The organism is Streptomyces sp. NPDC002623, from assembly GCF_053592635.1.
The window spans coordinates 90,174-108,516 of the sequence record NZ_JBSFWB010000005.1 but is presented as its reverse complement, the minus strand read 5'-3'; the positions used below and the strand labels follow the sequence as shown (position 1 = coordinate 108,516).

Below are 18,343 nucleotides of genomic sequence, written 5' to 3'. Positions count from 1 at the left end.
GCCTGGAAATTAATTGACGCCCGGGTGATCGCTTTCTATGCTCTGCGTCCATGGAGCTGATCCAGGAGAACCCCGACCTGTCCGCGTACCTGGCCGCTGACGAGGTCATCGACCACCATCACCCGCTCGTGAGGCAGACGGCCGCGCGTCTCGCCAAGGAAGCCACGGACTCGTATGTCTATGCACGCCTGGCGTTCGAGTTCGTCCGCGACACCATTCCCCACTCGCAGGACTCCGGCGACCCGCGCGTCACCTGGCGCGCCTCCGACGTGCTGGAGCAGGGCACGGGCATCTGCTACGCCAAGGCCCATGCGCTGACCGCGCTGCTGCGGGCCGAGGACATCCCGACGGCGCTGTGCTACCAGAAGCTCGACGCGGTGCACGGACTCGTCGCCGTCCGCTTCCACGGCGCCTGGCACCGCCAGGACCCGCGCGGCAACAAGCCCGGTGTGGACGCGCGGTTCTCCCTGGACGGCGAACGGCTCGCCTTCCTGCCCGACCCCGCGGCAGGGGAGCGGGACTACTCGGGCCTGTACGCCACTGCGCACCCGGCCGTCCTCGGCGCGCTCAAAGCCGCTGCGGACCGGCCCCACCTCTGGCAGACGCTCCCCGTCGCACTGTGAGCGCCCCCGTCGCGGGGGTGGCGGGGGCGGGCGTCAGCGCGCCTCGGCCTCGCGCACCTGCTCCGGGGTGGGCGCCGTGCCGCCCAGGTGGGCCGGCATCCACCAGGTGTCGCTCGCGTCCTTGGGACGGACCGGGTAGGCGCGCTGAGCGGCCTCCAGAAGCTCCTGGACCCGCTCGCGCAGCTGCCGGGTGATCGCGCCCGCGTACTTGTCGCGCGAGGCCTCGATGGCCTCGCCGACGCGGATGGTGATCGGGGTGTGGCTGCGCTTGAAGTTGCGCGGGTGCCCCTTCGTCCACAGCCGCTGGGTACCCCACACGGCCATCGGGATCAGCGGGACGCCGGCCTCCTGCGCCATCCGGGCGGCACCCGACTTGAAGGTCTTGAGGCAGAACGACTGCGAGATCGTCGCCTCGGGGAACACCCCGACGATCTCGCCGGAGCGCAGCGACTCCAGCGCGTGCGCGTAAGCCGCGTCGCCCTGGTTGCGGTCCACCGGGATGTGCTTCATGCCGCGCATCAGCGGGCCGGAGATCTTGTGGCGGAAGACCGCGTCCTTCGCCATGAAGCGAACGAGACGTTTCTGCGGGAGCGCGGCCAGACCGTCGAAGATGAAGTCGAGGTAGCTGATGTGATTGCTCACCAGCACGGCTCCGCCAGAGCGCGGGATGTTCTCCGACCCCTTGCAGTCGATCTTGAGGTCCCAGACCTTGAACAGCAGCTGGGCGAGGCCGACGGCGGGGCGGTAGACAATCTCTGCCATGGGCGGGGCGGACCCTTCCTTCTCCTTGCCGGGGAAGCCTCCGACGGCAAAGTTACGCAGCCGTAGGTTTACGGCATCTCGCAGATGGTGCCCCAAGAACGGCCGGGGAGCCAGTCCTGGCACCCGGGAACGGCGAGATCCTCGTCACTTCGGCCCCCTTGATCCACCTCAGGCTTTTAAGCCGCCTTTACTCCGTGCGTACCGAAACCCGGCGTACCAGCAGGTACATCTCGCACCCGAGGCAGTACCCGAAAGCGGCATTGAGGAAGGCGGCCGCGAGCGCCGCCCCGGTCGCCGCGAGACCCAGCCAGTCGGGCCCCAGCGTGAGTCCGACGAGACCGATCCCCGCGAACAGCAGTCCCACCGACTGCGCGAACCGCGGCGGTCGAGGCGACTCGAACTCCGTCGGCGGTCCGATCCGCGGCCGGACGACCCTGCGGAACACCCAGCCGTACGGCGAACGCCCCACCCCGCCCGCCGCGCCGAGCGCGAACGCCAGCGTCTGCCAGGCCAGCAGCCAGACGCTGCCCGTGATCAGCGCGACCGCGAGCACTACGGTCGTCACGGCGGCCCCGAAGCGCGGGCCCCTCACATCGATGTCCATGAATCAAGCATTCCGCAACGGAAACGATTCCTGGGCCCGGGAATCTTTGCAGTCATGTGAACGCTGGAGGGGCTGATGACCGGACTGGTGGTGTGCGTGGCGGTGCTCGCGGCGGCGAGCGCCTACGGAGTGCTGCAGCGGCGGCGGAGCGGGAGGGTGCGGGTGCGCGGGCGGGACGAGAGCACACGACTCGGAGCGGACCGGCTCGGCGGCGAACTCGGCGAGCGGGCCACGCTCGTGCAGTTCTCCAGCGCCTTCTGCGCCCCCTGCCGGGCGACCCGCCGGGTCCTCGGCGAGGTGGCCGACGTGGTTCCCGGAGTCACCCACATCGAGATCGACGCCGAGGCGCACCTGGACCTCGTCCGCGAACTCGACATCCTCAAGACCCCGACCGTCCTGGTCCTGGACGCCGACGGCCGCGTCGTGCGGCGCGCCACCGGTCAGCCCCGCAAGGCCGACGTCATCGCGGCCCTGGGGGAGGCGGTGTGACCCGTCCGCAGGGGGCGGTGAGCCATCTCCCAGATGCCGGAACGTACTTGACTGCGCCCGCCACCTATCGTCAGCCTGACCGTATGCCTGAGGAACTCCTTCTCCATGGACGGGTCCACGTCGACCTGGTCCGTACCGCGAGCGCGCGCTGTCCGGTCCGTTGAGCATCCACGGCCCGGCACGCCACCTCCGGCAGAAGGACAGTCTCATGACGGCCACGCCCGACCTCGGCGCCGCTCAGCTCGCCTCGCCCGATCTCCTGCGCTCCGTCTTCCGGCGGCACGCGGCGGGAGTCGCGGTGATCACCGCTTCCGGCGCGAGCGGCCCGGTGGGCTTCACCGCCACCTCGCTCAGCTCCGTCTCCGCCGAACCCCCGATGCTCTCCTTCGGCATCGGCACCGGCGCCTCCAGTTGGCCGGCCGTGTCCCGGGCCGAGCATGTCGGCGTCCACATACTCGGCGAGCATCAGCAGGCGCTGGCCGCCACCTTCGCCAGGAGCGGCGCCGACCGCTTCGGCGCGCCGACCCGCTGGCGCGAGGGCCCGGCGGGCGTTCCCGTCCTGGACGACGTGCTCGCGTGGCTGGTGTGCCGGGTCGTCGCGCGGGTGCCCGCGGGGGACCACCGCATCGTGCTGGCCGAAGTGGTCCAGGGCGATCCGGCCGGTGATCAGGCGGGCGCAGGCCGTCCGTTGTTGTACCACCAGGGGCGGTTCACCGCTCTGCGGGATTGATCACTGGCCCGCCCTCCTGCAAAGCCGTCGAGTTCCGATTACGCTGCGTTGCAAAGGTCACAGTTCAAAGCGCTTGCTTAGCGGGCGCGAACTGGGTCTACTGGCGAGTAATATTTCGGTCGGAGCGCGGGCCGCCCCAACCGGGATCGGCCGCTTGTGGCACCTATGCTGCCTGGAAGAAGGCAGCCGAAGAACTGACGATGCAGTAGGAGAGCCGGCGTGAGCTTGAGGATCGTTGTCACTGTGAAGTTTGTGCCCGACGCCACTGGCGACCGGCACTTCGCCGATGACCTGACCGTCGACCGGGACGACGTGGACGGTCTGCTCTCCGAGCTCGACGAGTACGCGGTCGAGCAGGCGCTGCAGATCTCCGAGAACTCCGACGACGACGTGGAGATCACCGTCCTGACGGTGGGCCCCGAGGACGCCAAGGACGCGCTCCGCAAGGCCCTGTCCATGGGCGCCGACAAGGCGATCCACGTCGAGGACGACGACCTGCACGGCACCGACGCCATCGGCACCTCCCTGGTGCTCGCCAAGGCCATCGAGAAGGCCGGCTACGACCTGGTCATCTCCGGCATGGCCTCCACCGACGGCACCGCCGGCATCGTCCCGGCCCTGCTCGCCGAGCGCCTGGGCGTCCCGCAGGTCACCCTGCTCTCCGAGGTCTCGGTCGAGGACGGCACCGTCAAGGGCCGCCGCGACGGCGACGCCGCGAGCGAGCAACTGGAGGCCTCCCTGCCGGCCGTCGTGTCGGTCACCGACCAGTCGGGCGAGGCGCGTTACCCGTCCTTCAAGGGCATCATGGCGGCCAAGAAGAAGCCGGTTCAGGCCTGGGACCTCTCCGACCTGGACCTGGAGGCCGACGAGGTCGGCCTCGAGGGCGCGTGGACCGCGGTCGACACCGCGACCGAGCGTCCCGCCCGCACCGCGGGCACGATCGTCAAGGACGAGGGCGAGGGCGGCAAGCAGCTCGCTGAGTTCCTCGCGGGCCAGAAGTTCATCTAAAGGCCCCTCGCAGACCGCCCCTCAACTTCGTTTCGCAGGAGAGCAATCCCATGGCTGAAGTCCTCGTCTACGTCGACCACGTGGACGGTGCCGTCCGCAAGCCCACCCTGGAGCTGCTGACGCTGGCCCGCCGCATCGGCGAGCCGGTCGCCGTCGCCCTCGGCTCGGGCGCCGAGAACACCGCCGCCGCGCTGGCCGAGCACGGCGCCGTCAAGGTGCTGACGCACGACGCGTCCGAATACGCCGACTACCTCGTCGTACCGAAGGTGGACGCGCTGCAGGCCGCCGTCGCCGCCGTCTCCCCGGCCGCCGTCCTGGTCCCGTCCTCCGCGGAGGGCAAGGAGATCGCCGCTCGCCTCGCGCTGCGCATCGGCTCCGGCATCATCACCGACGCGACCGACATCGAGGCCGGCGACGAAGGCCCGGTGGCCACCCAGTCGGTGTTCGCCGCCTCCTTCACCACCAAGTCCCGCGTCTCCAAGGGCACCCCGGTCATCACCGTCAAGCCCAACAGCGCCGCCGTCGAGGCCGCTCCGGCCGCGGGCGCCGTCGAGGCCCTGGCCGTCACCTTCTCGGCCCAGGCCACCGGCACCAAGGTCGCCGGCCGCACCCCGCGCGAGTCGACCGGCCGTCCGGAGCTGACCGAGGCCGCGATCGTCGTCTCAGGCGGCCGCGGCGTCAACGGCGCGGAGAACTTCGCGATCATCGAGGCCCTCGCCGACTCCCTCGGCGCGGCCGTCGGCGCCTCGCGTGCCGCGGTGGACGCCGGCTGGTACCCGCACACCAACCAGGTCGGCCAGACCGGCAAGTCGGTGTCCCCGCAGCTGTACATCGCCAACGGCATCTCCGGCGCCATCCAGCACCGCGCCGGCATGCAGACCTCGAAGACCATCGTGGCCGTCAACAAGGACGCCGAGGCCCCGATCTTCGACCTCGTCGACTACGGCGTCGTCGGCGACCTCTTCGACGTCGTCCCGCAGCTCACCGAGGAGATCAACACCCGCAAGGGCTGATCGTCCGACAGTCGCACGACTGAGCGAAGGCCCCCGTGACCCTGCAGGGTCACGGGGGCCTTCGCTCATCCCAGGGTCACGGAGGCCTGCACCGGCAGATGGTCGCTCGGATACCGGCCGTTCACGGTGAAAGGGTCGGTCCACTCCCGGTGGACCGTGACGCCCGGCGTCGCCAGGATCCAGTCGATGCGGTCCCCGCCCGGTATGAGCTCCCGGTACCCGTGGTACGTCCCGTACACCCCGCCACGCGCGCGTGCCGTGTCCCAGGTGTCCACCAGACCGGAGGCCAGCAGGGTGTCGTAGACCGGACTGGCATGGGCGATGGCGTTGAAGTCGCCGGTCACCAGCAGCGGCAGGGAGCGGTCGAACCCGGCGAGCCGGGCGGCGATCAGGTCGGCGGAGCGCATACGCGCGTTCTGGCTGCCGTTGTCGAGATGGGTGTTGAGGATGCAGAACTCCCGCCGCGCCCGCAGATCACGGAAGCGGACCCAGGTGACCATGCGGGGGTAGTTCCCGCCCCAGGTGTTGGAGCCGCGTATCTCGGGCGTGTCGGAGAGCCAGAAGTGCGCGTGCTCGACCGGGGCCAGCCGGCGGGTGTCGTAGAAGACGGCCACCGCCTCCGGGTCCTCCACGCTGCGGCCCTTGGCGATCCAGTCGTAGTGCGGCCCGAGGTCGGTCTCGATGTCGCGTAACTGGCCCGCCAGACCCTCCTGGGTGCCGATGACGTGCGGAGCCGCCCGGCGCAGCAGTTCGCGCATCACCGGACGGCGGATCGGCCAGGTGTTGGGATCCCTGGCGCCCGGGTAACGCAGGTTGAAGGTCATGACCTCCAGCGGCGCGTCGGACGCGGGCGCGAGCGTTGCGCGCACCCGGCTCTCCTGCTGCGGGGCCGAAGCCCCTGCCGTGCCGAGCAGAGGTACGGCCGCCAACGCGGCCACCACGCTCTTCAGCCCGGCCCGCCGGGACGGCCCTGTGGTGCCTGTCATGAATCCCCTCCCCTTGTGGAAAAGGATGCAGGGGAGAACGGTTGTGCGGAAGGGGGAATCGGTGTGGCGGTGAGCGCAGGGATCATGCCGTGGACAGGGTGTTGACCCGCCGGAAGAGGCATGGATAACTTCACTCTACGGATTATTGATTCCGTGCAGCGGAAAACTGGAGGGTGTGGAATGGGCCAGGGCCAGCAGGAGACGGTCACGACGAGCCTCGCGGGCGCCGTCAGCGAGGAGATCAGCGCCTCCCTCGCCCCCGTCGACGCCGAACTCGACCGCCGCTACCCCGGAGACCCCGGCACCCGCCAGCCCGTCCACACCGTCTACGTCCCCGGTGACGCCTTCGCCGCCGACACCGTCCGCTCCTGGGGCGACAAGGCCCTCGCCGCCCTCGACGAGCACGCCCCCGACGCGGCCTCCTTCGCCGCCTGCCTCGGCCTGGCCGACGAACTCGCCGAGCCCGTGTACGCGCGCGTACGGGCCAAACTGGAGCGCGAGCCCATCGAAGACCTGCGCGTCGACTTCGAGGACGGCTACGGCCCCCGCCCGGACGCGGAGGAGGACGAGACGGCCGCCCGGGCGGCCCGGCTGATCGCCGAGGCGTACGCCAAGGGCACCGCGGCCCCCTACATGGGCATCCGCATGAAGTGCATGGAGGCCGCGGTGCGCGACCGGGGCATCCGCACCCTCGACATCTTCCTCAGCGGCCTGATGGAGAACGGCGGCCTGCCCGACGGCCTGGTCCTCACCCTCCCGAAGGTGACGTACCCGGAGCAGGTCACGGCCATGGTCGCGCTCCTGGAGGCCTTCGAGAAAGCACGCGGACTGGACGCCGGGCGGCTCGGCTTCGAGATCCAGATCGAGACCAGCCAGGCCATCCTCGCCACCGACGGCACCGCGACCGTCGCCCGCATGATCCAGGCGGCCCAGGGCCGGGCCACCGGGCTGCACTACGGCACCTTCGACTACAGCGCCTGCCTCGGCGTGTCCGCCGCCCACCAGGCCAGCGACCACCCCGCCGCCGACCACGCCAAGGCGGTCATGCAGGTCGCGGCGGCCGGCACCGGCGTCCGCGTCTCGGACGGCTCCACGAACGTCCTGCCGGTCGGCCCGACCGAGCAGGTCCACGACGCCTGGCGACTGCACTACGGCCTCACCCGCCGCGCCCTCGCACGCGCCTACTACCAGGGCTGGGACATGCACCCGGGCCACATCCCCACCCGCTACGCCGCCGTCTTCGCCTTCTACCGTGAGGGCTTTGCCCAGGCCGCCGAACGCCTCTCCCGGTATGCCAACCGGGCCGGCGGCGACGTGATGGACGAGCCCGCCACCGCCAAGGCCCTCAGCGGCTACCTGCTGCGCGGCCTGGACTGCGGCGCCCTCGACCTCGCCGAGGTGACCGACGCGACCGGACTCTCCCGGACGGCCCTGGAGGGCTTCGCGGCACCTCGACGAGGCGATCTGACGGCTTCAGGCCACTGACTACCGACCACTGGCTACCGGCCACTGGCTACGGTCGGCGGCCGCCGACGACCGGCTACTGCTCGGGGAACTCGTACGGGCGCGTGATGATCTCCATCCCGTGCCCGGCCGGATCCATGAAGTACAGGCCCCGGCCGCCGTGGTGACGGTTGATCTCACCCGGCTGCCTGCCGTGCGGATCCGCGAAGTACGTGATCCCCGCCCGCCTGATCCGCTCGAAGGCGGCGTCGAACTCCTCGTCGGAGACGAGGAACGCGTAGTGCTGGACGACGATGGACTCCGCCGGGATGGTGGCGAAGTCCAGGGTGACCTTGTTGCTGGTGTCGACCGGAACGAACGGGCCCCATTCGGCCCCGACTTCGAGTCCCAGGATGTGGGCGAGGAACTCGGCGGACTCCCGGTTGTCACGGGAGTGGACGATCATGTGATTGAGCTCGACTGACATGTGTGGAATGCCTCCGTAAGGCAAACTCACGGGCACCTCCATGCCTCACCCGGTCGGTGACCGACACGCGATGCCGTTCGAACACCCTAACGGACGGCAATGGACGGCAACGGACGGCAACGGACGAAGGCGTCGGAGCAAACTAGCCGACGCGCAGATGCTCCAGGCCGGACGCGGTCACCCGCTTCTCCTCCGCGAACAGTCGAGTGCCTCGCTCGCACAGCCGTGCGTCGGCCCGGGCCCGGGCGCAGAACTCCTCCGGGGTCGCCCCGAACAGCCGCCTCAACGCCGGTGATACGGCGAGGAGTTCGGTGATCAGGGCGCGCTGGCCGGGATGGCTGCGCGGGGCGCCGGAGCCGTTGTGCAGCACACCGTGATGATTCACGTACGCGAACGCGTCGAGGAGTGCCTCGCCGTTCTCCAGCTCGACCCGGAAAGCCGGCGCCGGCAGCAGCACCCGGTCGTAGTTCGGCTCGGTCGCATCCACCACGGCGAGCTGCTCCGCGTCCAGCCAGACGACGAACAACTCCGTGGTGACACCGGGCGAGCAGACCGGGGAAGCGGACACATAGCCGAGCCGGCTGATGTGCGCCGACACGCCCACATCGACGCCCGTCACGCGGACCCTCACCATCGGGACGGGTGAGCTGATCCCGGACTCGGCCATCTTGTGCCGCAGTTGGGCGGGGCTGGCGTTGGAGCCGACGGCCACCACCGGGGTCCGGCCGGGGTGCGTCAGCCGGTCCAGCGGCAGCAGTTCGTCCCCGTCGAGCAGCCCGGAGCCGGCCGGCCAGGCGCCGGGATAGCTCAGCGGACGGTCGCGCGGCGCGTCGGCCAGGCCCAGCGCCTCCAGCGTGCGGTGCTCGTCGCGGGCGTCCATGGGCGCCTCAGTCCGCCGGCGGCAGCTCGCCCGAGCCGCGGGTGACGAGCCGGGTCGGCAGTTCGATGTGCTCGGGAACGATCAACGAGCCGTCCAGCTGCCGGAACAGCCGCTCGGCGGCCGTACGGCCGAGGGCGGCGGCGTCCTGGGCGACCACGGTGACCGCCGGCTGGAGCAGATCGGCGAGCTCCAGGTCGTCGAAGGCCACCAGGGCGACCCGGCGGGTCCGCTCGGCGAGCACCCGGATCACGGTGACCGTCACCCGGTTGTTGCCGGAGAAGATCGCCGTGACCGGATCGGGCCCCGACAGCATCTCCTCGGCGGCCCGGCGCACCCGCAGGGGATCGGTGGCACCCAGGGACATCCAGGCGTCCTCCACGGGTATGCCGGCGTCCTCCATCGCCGCGCGGTAGCCGCGCAGCCGCTCCGCGGCGGTGTGGATGCGCGGCATGTCGCCGATGAAGCCGATCCGGCGGTGCCCGTGCGCGACGAGATGGGCCACGCCCTCGCGGGCGCCGCCGAAGTTGTCCGAGACGACGCAGTCGGCTTCGATCCGACCGGCCGGGCGGTCCACGAAGACCGTGGCGACGCCCGCCTTGATCTCGGGCTCCAGGTAGCGGTGGTCGTCGCCGGCCGGGATCACCACGAGACCGTCCACCCGCCGCGCGCACAGCGCCAGCGCCAGTTCCTGCTCACGGTCCGGGTCCTCGGCGCTGGAGCCGTTGATGAGCAGCGCGCCGTGGGCGCGGGCGACCTCCTCCACCGCGCGGCTGAGAGGACCGTAGAACGGGTCGGCGAGGTCCTCCAGGACCAGGCCGATGCTGGCCGTGCGGCCCTTGCGCAGCACCCGGGCGCTGTCGTTGCGGCGAAAGCCCAGCGCGTCGATGGCCTCCTGGACCCGGCGTTCCGTCTCGGGCGTCACCCCCGGCTCGCCGTTCACCACCCGCGACACCGTCTTGAGGCCGACTCCGGCCCGAGCGGCGACGTCCTTCATGGTGGGACGGTTGCCGTAACGGCTCTCGGGTCGGCGCTGCGTCTCGGGCACGATGCGGTGTCCTGTCCTGTCGTCCCCGGGACGCCGTCAGGCGCGCCGTCCACAAAATGTTGCGCACGGGGGTGTGTGGGCCCCAGGGTTTGTATGAGGATGTGGCGTCGAGCATAGAGCCTGGACAACGTTGTCAGATGCGGGAGACACTGTCCACCGCAATCTCCGGCCCGCGTCCCCCAACCGCTGGACCGGCCAGCCCTTTCTTCATGGTGGACCGGGAGTACCCAGACTGATGCACACCGACCTCGTGGCCGCGCTGGACATCGGCGGCACCAAGATCGCCGGAGCGCTGGTGGACGGCGACGGCACGATCCTGGCCCGCGCGCAGCGCCCCACGCCCGCACAGGAGAACGGCGACACCGTGATGCGGGCCGTCGAGGAGGTGTCGGGGGAGCTGACCGGGTCACCGCTGTGGGAGCGCGTGCACGCCGTCGGCATCGGCAGCGCCGGCCCCGTGGACGCCTCCACGGGCACGGTCAGCCCGGTGAACGTGCCCGGCTGGCGGGACTTTCCGCTGGTCGACCGGGTCCGGGCGGTGACCGGGAACCTCCCGGTCGAGCTGATCGGCGACGGCGTGGCGATCACGGCGGCCGAACACTGGCAGGGCGCCGCCCGCGGCCACGACAACGCGCTGTGCATGGTGGTCTCCACCGGCGTCGGCGGCGGCCTGGTCCTCGGCGGCCGACTGCACCCCGGTCCCACCGGCAACGCGGGCCACATCGGCCACATCAGCGTCGAACTCGACGGCGATCCGTGCCCGTGCGGCGGGCGCGGCTGCGTGGAACGCATCGCCAGCGGTCCCAACATCGCCCGCCGGGCCCTGGAGAACGGCTGGCGGCCCGGCCCCGACGGCGACGTCTCCGCGGCCGCGGTCGCCGCCGCCGCCCGCGCGGGCGACCCGGTCGCCGTGGCCTCCTTCGAACGGGCCGCCCAGGCTCTGGCGGCCGGCATCGCGGCCACCGCGACCCTCGTCGAGATCGACATCGCGGTGATCGGCGGGGGCGTGGGCAAGGCGGGCGAGGTCCTCTTCGCCCCCCTGCGCCGGGCCCTCCTCGACTACGCGACCCTCTCCTTCGTCCGGCGCCTGACGGTGACGCCCGCCCAGATGGGCACGGACGCGGGGCTGGTGGGGGCGGCCGCAGCGGCCCTGACGGCAGGCGGCGGGCGCACCGGGCGGACGGAGGCGGGAGCCGCCGCCGCGGGGGTCTGAGGGCCCGCCACGGGTTCCTGAGTTCGTGAGGTTCCGGAGGTTCTGGCGGTTCTGGCGGTTCCTCAGGTTCCTGAGGTTCCTGAGGGAACGTTCCGCCGCAGGGCTACCGAGGATCGAGGGGACGGGTCCCGGCGGCCGCCGCGAGGGCGTCCCAGCCGCTTCCGGCGGGGATGTCCTCGCGGGCCTGGAGCCAGACGGCCGGGAGGCCGGCCGTGCCGGTGCGGGCCGCGACGACGCCTCCCACGATGGCGCAGGTCGTGTCGCGGTCGCCCCACCCGCCCACGGTCTGCCACAGCGCCCCCGGCAGGTCGTCCAGGCGCCCCGCGGCGGACCAGAGGGCGAACGGCACCGTGTCGGCAGCGGAGATCAGCGTCCCCGAGCCCAGCACGGACGCCGCGTGGCGCACCGAGGCGCGCTCCGGGAGACTCGCCGCCACCAGCAGCCCGGAGCGGACGTCGCCGTCCGCCAGATGACCCGCCACCTCCCGCAGGAACGCGGCACGCGGCGGGACGTCCCGACCCTCGCCGGCGGCTGCCAGCGCGGCGGCGACCGCCACGGCCACCGCGCCCGCGACCGCCTCCGGATGGGCGTGCGTGGCGAGCGCGGACAGCCGGGCCTGCTCGCGGGCCGCGACCAGGTCGCGGTGGAACCAGGCCCCCAGCGGAGCGACCCGCATCGCCGCGCCGTTGCCGTAGGAGCCCTGTCCGCCGAACTGTCCCGTCGTCACCGCCCGCCAGTCCTCGCCCTCGGCGACACGCCGCAGCACGCCGTGCATGGAGGGGCCGTACTTGCGGGCCGGGTCGCGGCGGTACTCGGCGGCGAACTCCCGGGCGAGGTCGCCGGGACGGACCTCCCCGTGCGCCCCCAGATGGGCGAACAGCACGAACGCCATCGCCGAATCGTCCGTCCACGGCCATGGCGCGGGACGCGGTTCCCGCGCCGCCAGAAGCTCCTCGGCGGGCTCGTCGGAGCGCAGGAACCAGCTGTCGCCGAACGCGTCGCCCGTCACGAGCCCGTCCAGACTGGCGTGGGCCTGCTGCGGACCGCTCATGGCGAACTCTCCCTCCGAAACCGGGGACCTCCGAAACCGGGGACCTCGGAAACCCGGGACCTCGGAAACCTGGCGCCCCGGAATCTTGAAACCATCGGTGACCACGGCATTCTCGCCGCGAACGGGTCGATCGTGCGAGCGGATTGACGGCCGACGCGTGACCCGGGGCCCGTTCGTGCCGTTGATCCACGCATGAAGAAGCGCAGCATGCTCGCCATCGCCTCCCTGGCCACCGGTTTCGTCGTCGCGGCGATCACCCCCTCGCACGGCCTGGGCGGTGACGACCTCGGCGGACTGAACGTGGGCGACACCCTCAGCACCCTCGACCACACCATCGCCAGCGACAGCCTTGCCGTCGAGGACGACGCCCTGGGGCAGAACGGCTGACGTACCGGGCCCGAGGCCGTGGCGCCGGCACCCCGCCGAGGGGTGCCGGTGCCACGGCGTCTCTGCGCCCTCAACGGGAACTGGTTTCCGTGGCAGGGTGGAGCGGGCAAGCCTCAGGGGGCCAACAGAAGAGGGGGAACTGTGACCGTCGTCTGGATCAACGGCGCGTTCGGTGCGGGGAAGACCACCACCGCACGGGAATTGATCGACCTGATCCCGAACAGCACGCTCTTCGACCCCGAGGTCATCGGCGGAGCGCTCCCGTACCTGCTGCCGGCCAAGCGCCTGGCCGAGGTCGGCGACTTCCAGGATCTGCCGATCTGGCGCCGGCTCGTGATCGACACGGCGGCCGCGCTCCTCGCCGAGCTGGGCGGCACCCTCGTCGTCCCCATGACCCTGCTGCGCCAGGAGTACCGCGACGAGATCTTCGGCGGTCTCGCCGCCCGCCGGATCGCCGTCCGGCATGTCCTCCTGGCTCCGGCGGAAACGATCCTGCGCGAGCGAATAGCCAACCGGGAGATCCCCCCGGACCTCCCCGACGGCGAGATACGGATCCGCCAGTGGTCGTACGACCACATCGAGCCGTACCACGCAGCCCTCGCCTCCTGGCTCACCGCCGACGCCCACCCCGTCGACAACGGGTTCCTCACCCCGCAGGAGACGGCCGCCCGGATCGCCGCGGCCGTCGGCAGCGGGGCCGTCGCCGCATGCGACATCGTGCAGACCCCCGAACCCACCGCGGAGACGGTCGCCGCCGGGGTGCTGCTCTTCGACGAGCAGGACCGGGTGCTGCTCGTCGACCCGACGTACAAGCCCGGCTGGGAGTTCCCGGGCGGCGTGGTGGAGCCCGGCGAGGCGCCCGCGCGCGCGGGGATGCGCGAGGTGGAGGAGGAGACCGGCATCCGGCTCGCGGACGTGCCCCGGCTCCTGGTCGTGGACTGGGAGCGCCCGGTGCCTCCCGCCTACGGCGGACTGCGGCTGCTCTTCGACGGCGGCCGGCTCGACTCCGCGGCCGTGGCGGGACTGCTGCTGCCCGGACCCGAACTGCGCGCCTGGCGCTTCGTCACGGAGGAGGAGGCGGCCGATCTGCTGCCGCCGGTCCGCTACGAGCGACTGCGCCGGGCGCTGCGGGCCCGCGAGCGCGGGGCCGCGCTCTACCTGGAAGCGGGCATCCCGCGCGGGTGAGCGCCGCCATGAGCGCCGCGGCTACGAAGGGAGGAGGCGGCGCACTGTCTCCGCCGGGAAGGGCGTCGACCGGCTCTCCTCCCGGAACCGTCGCTCGAACTCCTCCATCACGACGCCGACCGGGGCATGACGGCCGACGAACGCGGCGACTCCGTCCGGGACGCCCTCGGGACGCAGGCGGTGCGGCGCTCGGTCACGGTCACCGTCCGAGGCGGGCGGCGTGGGTCAGTTCGCCGCGTAGTTGCGCAGGAACAGCGCCTCCGCCACCGACAGCCGCTCCAGCTCCTGCGGGGACACGCTCTCGTCGACCGCGTGGATCTGCGCCTCCGGCTCGCTCAGACCGATGAGGAGGATCTCCGCGCGCGGATAGAGCGCGGCCAGCGTGTTGCACAGCGGGATGGAGCCGCCCTGGCCCGCGTACTGCATCTCCTGGCCGGGGTAGGCGACCGCCATCGCCTCGGCCATCGCCGCGTACGCCGGGCTGGTGGTGTCGGCGCTGAACGGCTGGCCCTGGCCGATCTGTTCGGTCCGCACGCGCGCGCCCCACGGCGTGTGCGCCTCCAGGTGGGCCTGGAGCAGCTTCGTGGCCTCGGCCGCGTCCACGCCCGGCGGCACCCGGAGGCTGATCAGCGCGCGGGCGCTCGCCTGCACCGACGGCGTGGCGCCGACGACCGGCGGGCAGTCGATACCGAGGACGGTCACGGCCGGGCGCGCCCAGATGCGGTCGGCGACCGTGCCCGAGCCGATCAGGCCGACGCCGTCCAGCACCTTCGCGTCCTGGCGGAACTGCGCCTCGTCGTACGTCAGACCCTCCCAGCGGGAGTCGTCGGTGAGGCCGTCGACGGTCGTGGAGCCGTCCTTGGCGCGCAGCGAGTCCAGGACCCGGATCAGCGCGCCCAGCGCGTCGGGCGCGGCCCCGCCGAACTGGCCGGAGTGCAGATTGCCCTCGAGGGTGTCGATCTGCACCCGCAGCATGGTCATGCCACGCAGGGTGGAGGTGACCGTCGGCAGCCCGACCCGGAAGTTGCCCGCGTCGCCGATGACGATCGTGTCGGCCGTGAGCAGCTCGGGGTGTTCCTCCGCGTACCGCTCCAGACCGCCCGTGCCCTGCTCCTCGGAGCCCTCGGCGATCACCTTGACGTTGACCGGGACGCCGCCGTTCGCCTTCAGGGCGCGCAGCGCGAGCAGGTGCATGATGACGCCGCCCTTGCAGTCGGCGCTCCCGCGGCCGTACCAGCGGCCGTCGCGCTCGGTCAGCTCGAAGGGCGGGGTGGTCCAGGAGGCCTCGTCCAGCGGCGGCTGCACGTCGTAGTGGGCGTACAGCAGGACCGTCCTCGCGCCGGCCGGGCCGGGCAGATAGCCGTACACCGACTGGGTGCCGTCGGGCGTGTCGAGCAGGGCCACGTCCTCGAAGCCCTCGGCGCGCAGCGCGTCGGCGACCCAGTTCGCGGCCGCCTCGCTCTCGCTCCTGGGGAACTGGTCGAAGTCCGCCACCGACTTGAACGCCACCAGCTCGGCGAGTTCCGCCCGGGCCCTGGGCATCAGGGAGGCGACGGTCTCGGCGACCGGATTCGACGACATGGGCACGCTCCTTGTGGGTGCGACGTTGTACGGGGTGGAACTGGTCCGTTCGGGGGACCGTGCGAGCGTACGCGCTGCCGGGATGGGGTCGCGCGCACGCCGCCGATCCTCCCACAGCGGACTGTCATCGGACCGTGACGATCTCCGCCGTAGGATGCGGGGGACAGGTGCGGCAAGCGGCTTGATCGGGAGCAGTAGACCATCGTGAGCAGCGAGAACTCTTCGGCGGACGACGTGCAGCAGGTGTGGGATGTCGTCGTGGTGGGCGCGGGACCCGCGGGGGCCTCGGCCGCCTACGCGGCAGCGGTCACAGGGCGGCGCGTGCTGCTGCTCGAGAAGGCGGAGCTGCCCCGCTACAAGACGTGCGGCGGCGGCATCATCGGACCCTCGCGCGACGCGCTGCCGCCCGGCTTCGAACTGCCGTTCCGCGACCGGGTGCACGCCATAACGTTCTCCAACAACGGACGCTTCACCCGCACCCGCCGGTCCCGACAGATGCTGTTCGGGCTGATCAACCGGCCCGAGTTCGACCAGCAGCTCGTCGAGCACGCCCAGAAGGCGGGCGCCGAGCTGCGCACGGGCGTCACCGTGCAGCGGGTCGAGCAGCACGGCTCGGCGGTGCCGGACCGGCGCACGGTCGCGGTCGTCCTCCAGGGCGGCGAGACGGTGCTCGCGCGGGCGGTGGTCGGCTCCGACGGCAGTGCGAGCCGGATAGGGGCGCATGTCGGGGTGAAGCTCGACCAGGTGGATCTCGGCCTGGAGGCGGAGATCCCGGTGCCGGAGACGGTCGCCGAGGACTGGAAGGGGCGCGTCCTCATCGACTGGGGACCGATGCCCGGCAGTTACGGCTGGGTCTTCCCCAAGGGAGACACGCTGACCGTCGGCGTGATCTCCGCGCGCGGCGAAGGCGCGGCCACCAAGCGGTACCTGGAGGACTTCATCGGGCGGCTCGGCCTCGCCGGGTTCGAACCGAGCATCTCCTCCGGCCATCTGACCCGCTGCCGCGCCGACGACTCACCGCTCTCGCGCGGACGGGTCCTGGTCTGCGGGGACGCGGCGGGCCTGCTGGAGCCGTGGACCCGCGAGGGCATCTCCTTCGCGCTGCGCTCGGGCCGGCTCGCGGGTGAATGGGCGGTCCGGATCGCCGAGGCGCACGACGCGGTGGACACCCGCCGCCAGGCGCTGAACTACGCCTTCGCGATCAAGGCGGGCCTCGGGGTGGAGATGAGCGTCGGCAAGCGGCTGCTCGCCGTCTTCGAGCGCCGGCCCGGGCTCTTCCACGCGGCCCTCACCGGTTTCCGCCCGGCCTGGCGGGCCTTCACCGACATCACGCGCGGCCGGACGACCCTGGGCGAGCTCGTGCGCACCCATCCGATGGCCCAGCGGGCGCTCACCGCGATGGACCGACGGCAGGCCGCCCAAGAGCCGGCGCAGGCGCCCGCGCCGGCAGCTGCGGCGGAGGCCGAGGAGAGCGGCTCCTGACCGAAGGGGCGTGCCCGTGATCACCGTCGGTCGGTGACGGTGATCCGGAACACCGGGTGGTCAGGGGCGATACGGCGCATCTCGGCGTCGGGGGAGTCGGGGCCGACCCCGTTGAAGAAGACGCCGACTTCGGCCTTCCAGCGCTTGAGGTAGGCGCGCAGCAACGGCGTCTTGTCGTCGTCCGCGACCTCGGTCGCCGTGAACTCCTCCACATGCTTGCCGAGGTGGAGTTCGCCGCCGCCCGCCGCGCGCATGTTGTGCGTCCACTGGACGTGACCGCGCGGCGCGATCAGGTACTGCTGCCCGTCCACGGTCAGCAGGTTCACGGGGGTGGTGCGCCACTCGCCGCTCTTGCGGCCACGCACCGCCAGGACCCGGGACCCCCACACGCTGAGCCCGCGTCGGGTCAGCCAGGCCACGGCACGGTTGAAGACGTTGACGGTGAACCAGCCGGGCTTCTGTACGTGGGCGTGGGTGGACATGGGTACTGCCTCCTGCTTCCTGGACGAAAGTGTGAGCACTGCTCTCGCTCGAGTCGAGTGTGCCCGAGGGGGTATTCGAAAGCAAGAGCGGTGCTCTCTATTTAGTTCGACGCTCTCGATTGTGTGCACTGCTCCCGTTCCGTGGGACACTGACCCCATGAGCAGCACTGTTCGTGGGGCACGCGCCCGAGCCAGGATCGAAGTCACCACCGCCATCAAGGAGGAGGCCCGCAGACAGCTCGCCTCCGAGGGCGCCGCCAAACTCTCGCTGCGGGCCGTGGCCCGTGAGCTCGGCATGGTCTCCTCCGCGCTGTACCGGTACTTCCCGAGCCGTGACGACCTGCTCACCGCACTCATCATCGACGCCTACGACTCGCTCGGCGAGAGCGCGGAGGCCGCGCACACGGCCGCCGCCGGTGCCGCTCCCGTCGACCGCTGGGTCGCGGTCGGCGAGGCGGTGCGCGGCTGGGCACTGGCGCATCCGCACGAGTACGCGCTGATCTACGGCTCGCCGGTGCCCGGTTACAGCGCCCCCGCGACGACCGTTCCGGCCGCCGCCCGTGTCGGCCTCCTGCTCATCGGCATCGTGCGCGACGCACACCGGGCGCACGCGCTGGAAGTGCCGCTCCTGACGGACGAACTGGTCCCCGAAGCGGTGCGGATGGCGGCGGATCTCGCGCCCGACCTCCCACCGGGTGCGGTCGCCCCGCTCATCGCTGCCTGGGCCCAGCTGTACGGACTGGTCGGGTTCGAGGTGTTCGGACAGTTCCACCGGGTCGTGGAGGACCGCGAGCCGTTCTTCCGGTACGCGGTCACTCGGCTCGCCCACGGGGTGGGTCTGCGCCAGAGCCCGCCCGACTAGGGAGACCCCCTGGTCGGGGGCCGCCGCGCG

Annotated in this window: 20 protein-coding genes; 11 read left to right on the top strand and 9 right to left on the bottom strand. The window is 71.8% G+C overall.

Annotation, left to right across the window (positions count from 1 at the left end):
• Positions 1–50: 50 nt before the first annotated feature.
• Positions 51–623: a transglutaminase-like domain-containing protein gene (locus ACWD4O_RS11005; RefSeq protein ID WP_451279481.1), complete on the top strand. Its 573-nt coding sequence runs from the start codon at positions 51–53 to the stop codon at positions 621–623.
• A 33-nt stretch (positions 624–656) separates the two neighbouring features.
• Here the strand turns inward: ACWD4O_RS11005 and ACWD4O_RS11000 are convergent, their stop codons facing one another.
• Together ACWD4O_RS11000 and ACWD4O_RS10995 are read right to left on the bottom strand one after the other, a co-directional pair.
• Complete coding sequence (locus ACWD4O_RS11000; RefSeq protein ID WP_451279480.1) at positions 657–1,385, bottom strand: lysophospholipid acyltransferase family protein; 729 nt, start codon at positions 1,383–1,385, stop codon at positions 657–659.
• A gap of 187 nt (positions 1,386–1,572) precedes the next feature.
• The gene (locus tag ACWD4O_RS10995; RefSeq protein ID WP_451279479.1) at positions 1,573–1,989 is read right to left on the bottom strand and encodes a DUF4395 domain-containing protein; all 417 of its coding nucleotides are present in this window, start codon (positions 1,987–1,989) and stop codon (positions 1,573–1,575) included.
• Between the two features lie 75 nt (positions 1,990–2,064).
• Here ACWD4O_RS10995 and ACWD4O_RS10990 point away from each other — a divergent pair, with 75 nt between their 5' ends.
• From ACWD4O_RS10990 to ACWD4O_RS10975, 4 genes are all read left to right on the top strand, one after another.
• Positions 2,065–2,478 carry a thioredoxin family protein gene (locus ACWD4O_RS10990; protein WP_451279478.1) on the top strand — a complete coding sequence of 138 codons (414 nt, stop codon included), beginning with the start codon at positions 2,065–2,067 and terminating at the stop codon, positions 2,476–2,478.
• Positions 2,479–2,686: 208 nt separating this feature from the next.
• On the top strand, positions 2,687–3,208 hold the full coding sequence (locus tag ACWD4O_RS10985; protein ID WP_451279477.1) for a flavin reductase family protein: 522 nt from the start codon (positions 2,687–2,689) through the stop codon (positions 3,206–3,208).
• 219 nt (positions 3,209–3,427) lie between these two features.
• Positions 3,428–4,216 (top strand): electron transfer flavoprotein subunit beta/FixA family protein, encoded by a 789-nt coding sequence (locus tag ACWD4O_RS10980; RefSeq protein ID WP_351920537.1) that lies wholly within the window; start codon positions 3,428–3,430, stop codon positions 4,214–4,216.
• Between the two features lie 50 nt (positions 4,217–4,266).
• Positions 4,267–5,229, top strand: coding sequence for an electron transfer flavoprotein subunit alpha/FixB family protein (locus ACWD4O_RS10975; RefSeq protein WP_451279476.1), 963 nt, complete (start codon positions 4,267–4,269; stop codon positions 5,227–5,229).
• A 65-nt stretch (positions 5,230–5,294) separates the two neighbouring features.
• Here the strand turns inward: ACWD4O_RS10975 and ACWD4O_RS10970 are convergent, their stop codons facing one another.
• Complete coding sequence (locus tag ACWD4O_RS10970; RefSeq protein WP_451279475.1) at positions 5,295–6,215, bottom strand: endonuclease/exonuclease/phosphatase family protein; 921 nt, start codon at positions 6,213–6,215, stop codon at positions 5,295–5,297.
• Between the two features lie 180 nt (positions 6,216–6,395).
• Here ACWD4O_RS10970 and ACWD4O_RS10965 point away from each other — a divergent pair, with 180 nt between their 5' ends.
• Positions 6,396–7,700 (top strand): DUF6986 family protein, encoded by a 1,305-nt coding sequence (locus ACWD4O_RS10965; RefSeq protein ID WP_451279474.1) that lies wholly within the window; start codon positions 6,396–6,398, stop codon positions 7,698–7,700.
• Positions 7,701–7,755: 55 nt separating this feature from the next.
• Here ACWD4O_RS10965 and ACWD4O_RS10960 read toward each other — a convergent pair whose 3' ends face one another.
• The 3 genes from ACWD4O_RS10960 to ACWD4O_RS10950 form a co-directional block, all read right to left on the bottom strand.
• Entirely contained in the window at positions 7,756–8,145 is a 390-nt protein-coding gene (locus ACWD4O_RS10960; protein WP_451279473.1) for a VOC family protein, read from the bottom strand.
• Positions 8,146–8,287: 142 nt separating this feature from the next.
• Positions 8,288–9,025 carry a hypothetical protein gene (locus ACWD4O_RS10955; RefSeq protein ID WP_451279472.1) on the bottom strand — a complete coding sequence of 246 codons (738 nt, stop codon included), beginning with the start codon at positions 9,023–9,025 and terminating at the stop codon, positions 8,288–8,290.
• A 7-nt stretch (positions 9,026–9,032) separates the two neighbouring features.
• Positions 9,033–10,070 (bottom strand): LacI family DNA-binding transcriptional regulator, encoded by a 1,038-nt coding sequence (locus ACWD4O_RS10950; protein WP_451279471.1) that lies wholly within the window; start codon positions 10,068–10,070, stop codon positions 9,033–9,035.
• A 235-nt stretch (positions 10,071–10,305) separates the two neighbouring features.
• Between ACWD4O_RS10950 and ACWD4O_RS10945 the strand changes: the two genes are divergently transcribed.
• Positions 10,306–11,283, top strand: coding sequence for an ROK family protein (locus ACWD4O_RS10945; protein WP_451279470.1), 978 nt, complete (start codon positions 10,306–10,308; stop codon positions 11,281–11,283).
• Between the two features lie 103 nt (positions 11,284–11,386).
• Here ACWD4O_RS10945 and ACWD4O_RS10940 read toward each other — a convergent pair whose 3' ends face one another.
• A complete protein-coding gene (locus ACWD4O_RS10940; protein WP_451279469.1) occupies positions 11,387–12,334 on the bottom strand; it encodes an ADP-ribosylglycohydrolase family protein in 948 nt (315 codons plus the stop codon).
• A 192-nt stretch (positions 12,335–12,526) separates the two neighbouring features.
• Between ACWD4O_RS10940 and ACWD4O_RS10935 the strand changes: the two genes are divergently transcribed.
• On the top strand, positions 12,527–12,721 hold the full coding sequence (locus ACWD4O_RS10935; protein WP_451279468.1) for a hypothetical protein: 195 nt from the start codon (positions 12,527–12,529) through the stop codon (positions 12,719–12,721).
• 141 nt (positions 12,722–12,862) lie between these two features.
• The gene (locus tag ACWD4O_RS10930; RefSeq protein ID WP_451279467.1) at positions 12,863–13,906 is read left to right on the top strand and encodes an NUDIX hydrolase; all 1,044 of its coding nucleotides are present in this window, start codon (positions 12,863–12,865) and stop codon (positions 13,904–13,906) included.
• A gap of 225 nt (positions 13,907–14,131) precedes the next feature.
• Here the strand turns inward: ACWD4O_RS10930 and ACWD4O_RS10925 are convergent, their stop codons facing one another.
• A complete protein-coding gene (locus ACWD4O_RS10925) occupies positions 14,132–15,487 on the bottom strand; it encodes a M20/M25/M40 family metallo-hydrolase (RefSeq protein WP_451279466.1) in 1,356 nt (451 codons plus the stop codon).
• Between the two features lie 204 nt (positions 15,488–15,691).
• Between ACWD4O_RS10925 and ACWD4O_RS10920 the strand changes: the two genes are divergently transcribed.
• On the top strand, positions 15,692–16,969 hold the full coding sequence (locus ACWD4O_RS10920; protein WP_451279465.1) for a geranylgeranyl reductase family protein: 1,278 nt from the start codon (positions 15,692–15,694) through the stop codon (positions 16,967–16,969).
• 20 nt (positions 16,970–16,989) lie between these two features.
• Here the strand turns inward: ACWD4O_RS10920 and ACWD4O_RS10915 are convergent, their stop codons facing one another.
• Complete coding sequence (locus tag ACWD4O_RS10915) at positions 16,990–17,451, bottom strand: nitroreductase family deazaflavin-dependent oxidoreductase (RefSeq protein WP_450948998.1); 462 nt, start codon at positions 17,449–17,451, stop codon at positions 16,990–16,992.
• 157 nt (positions 17,452–17,608) lie between these two features.
• Between ACWD4O_RS10915 and ACWD4O_RS10910 the strand changes: the two genes are divergently transcribed.
• Positions 17,609–18,313, top strand: coding sequence for a TetR/AcrR family transcriptional regulator (locus ACWD4O_RS10910; protein WP_451279464.1), 705 nt, complete (start codon positions 17,609–17,611; stop codon positions 18,311–18,313).
• Positions 18,314–18,343: the final 30 nt, after the last annotated feature.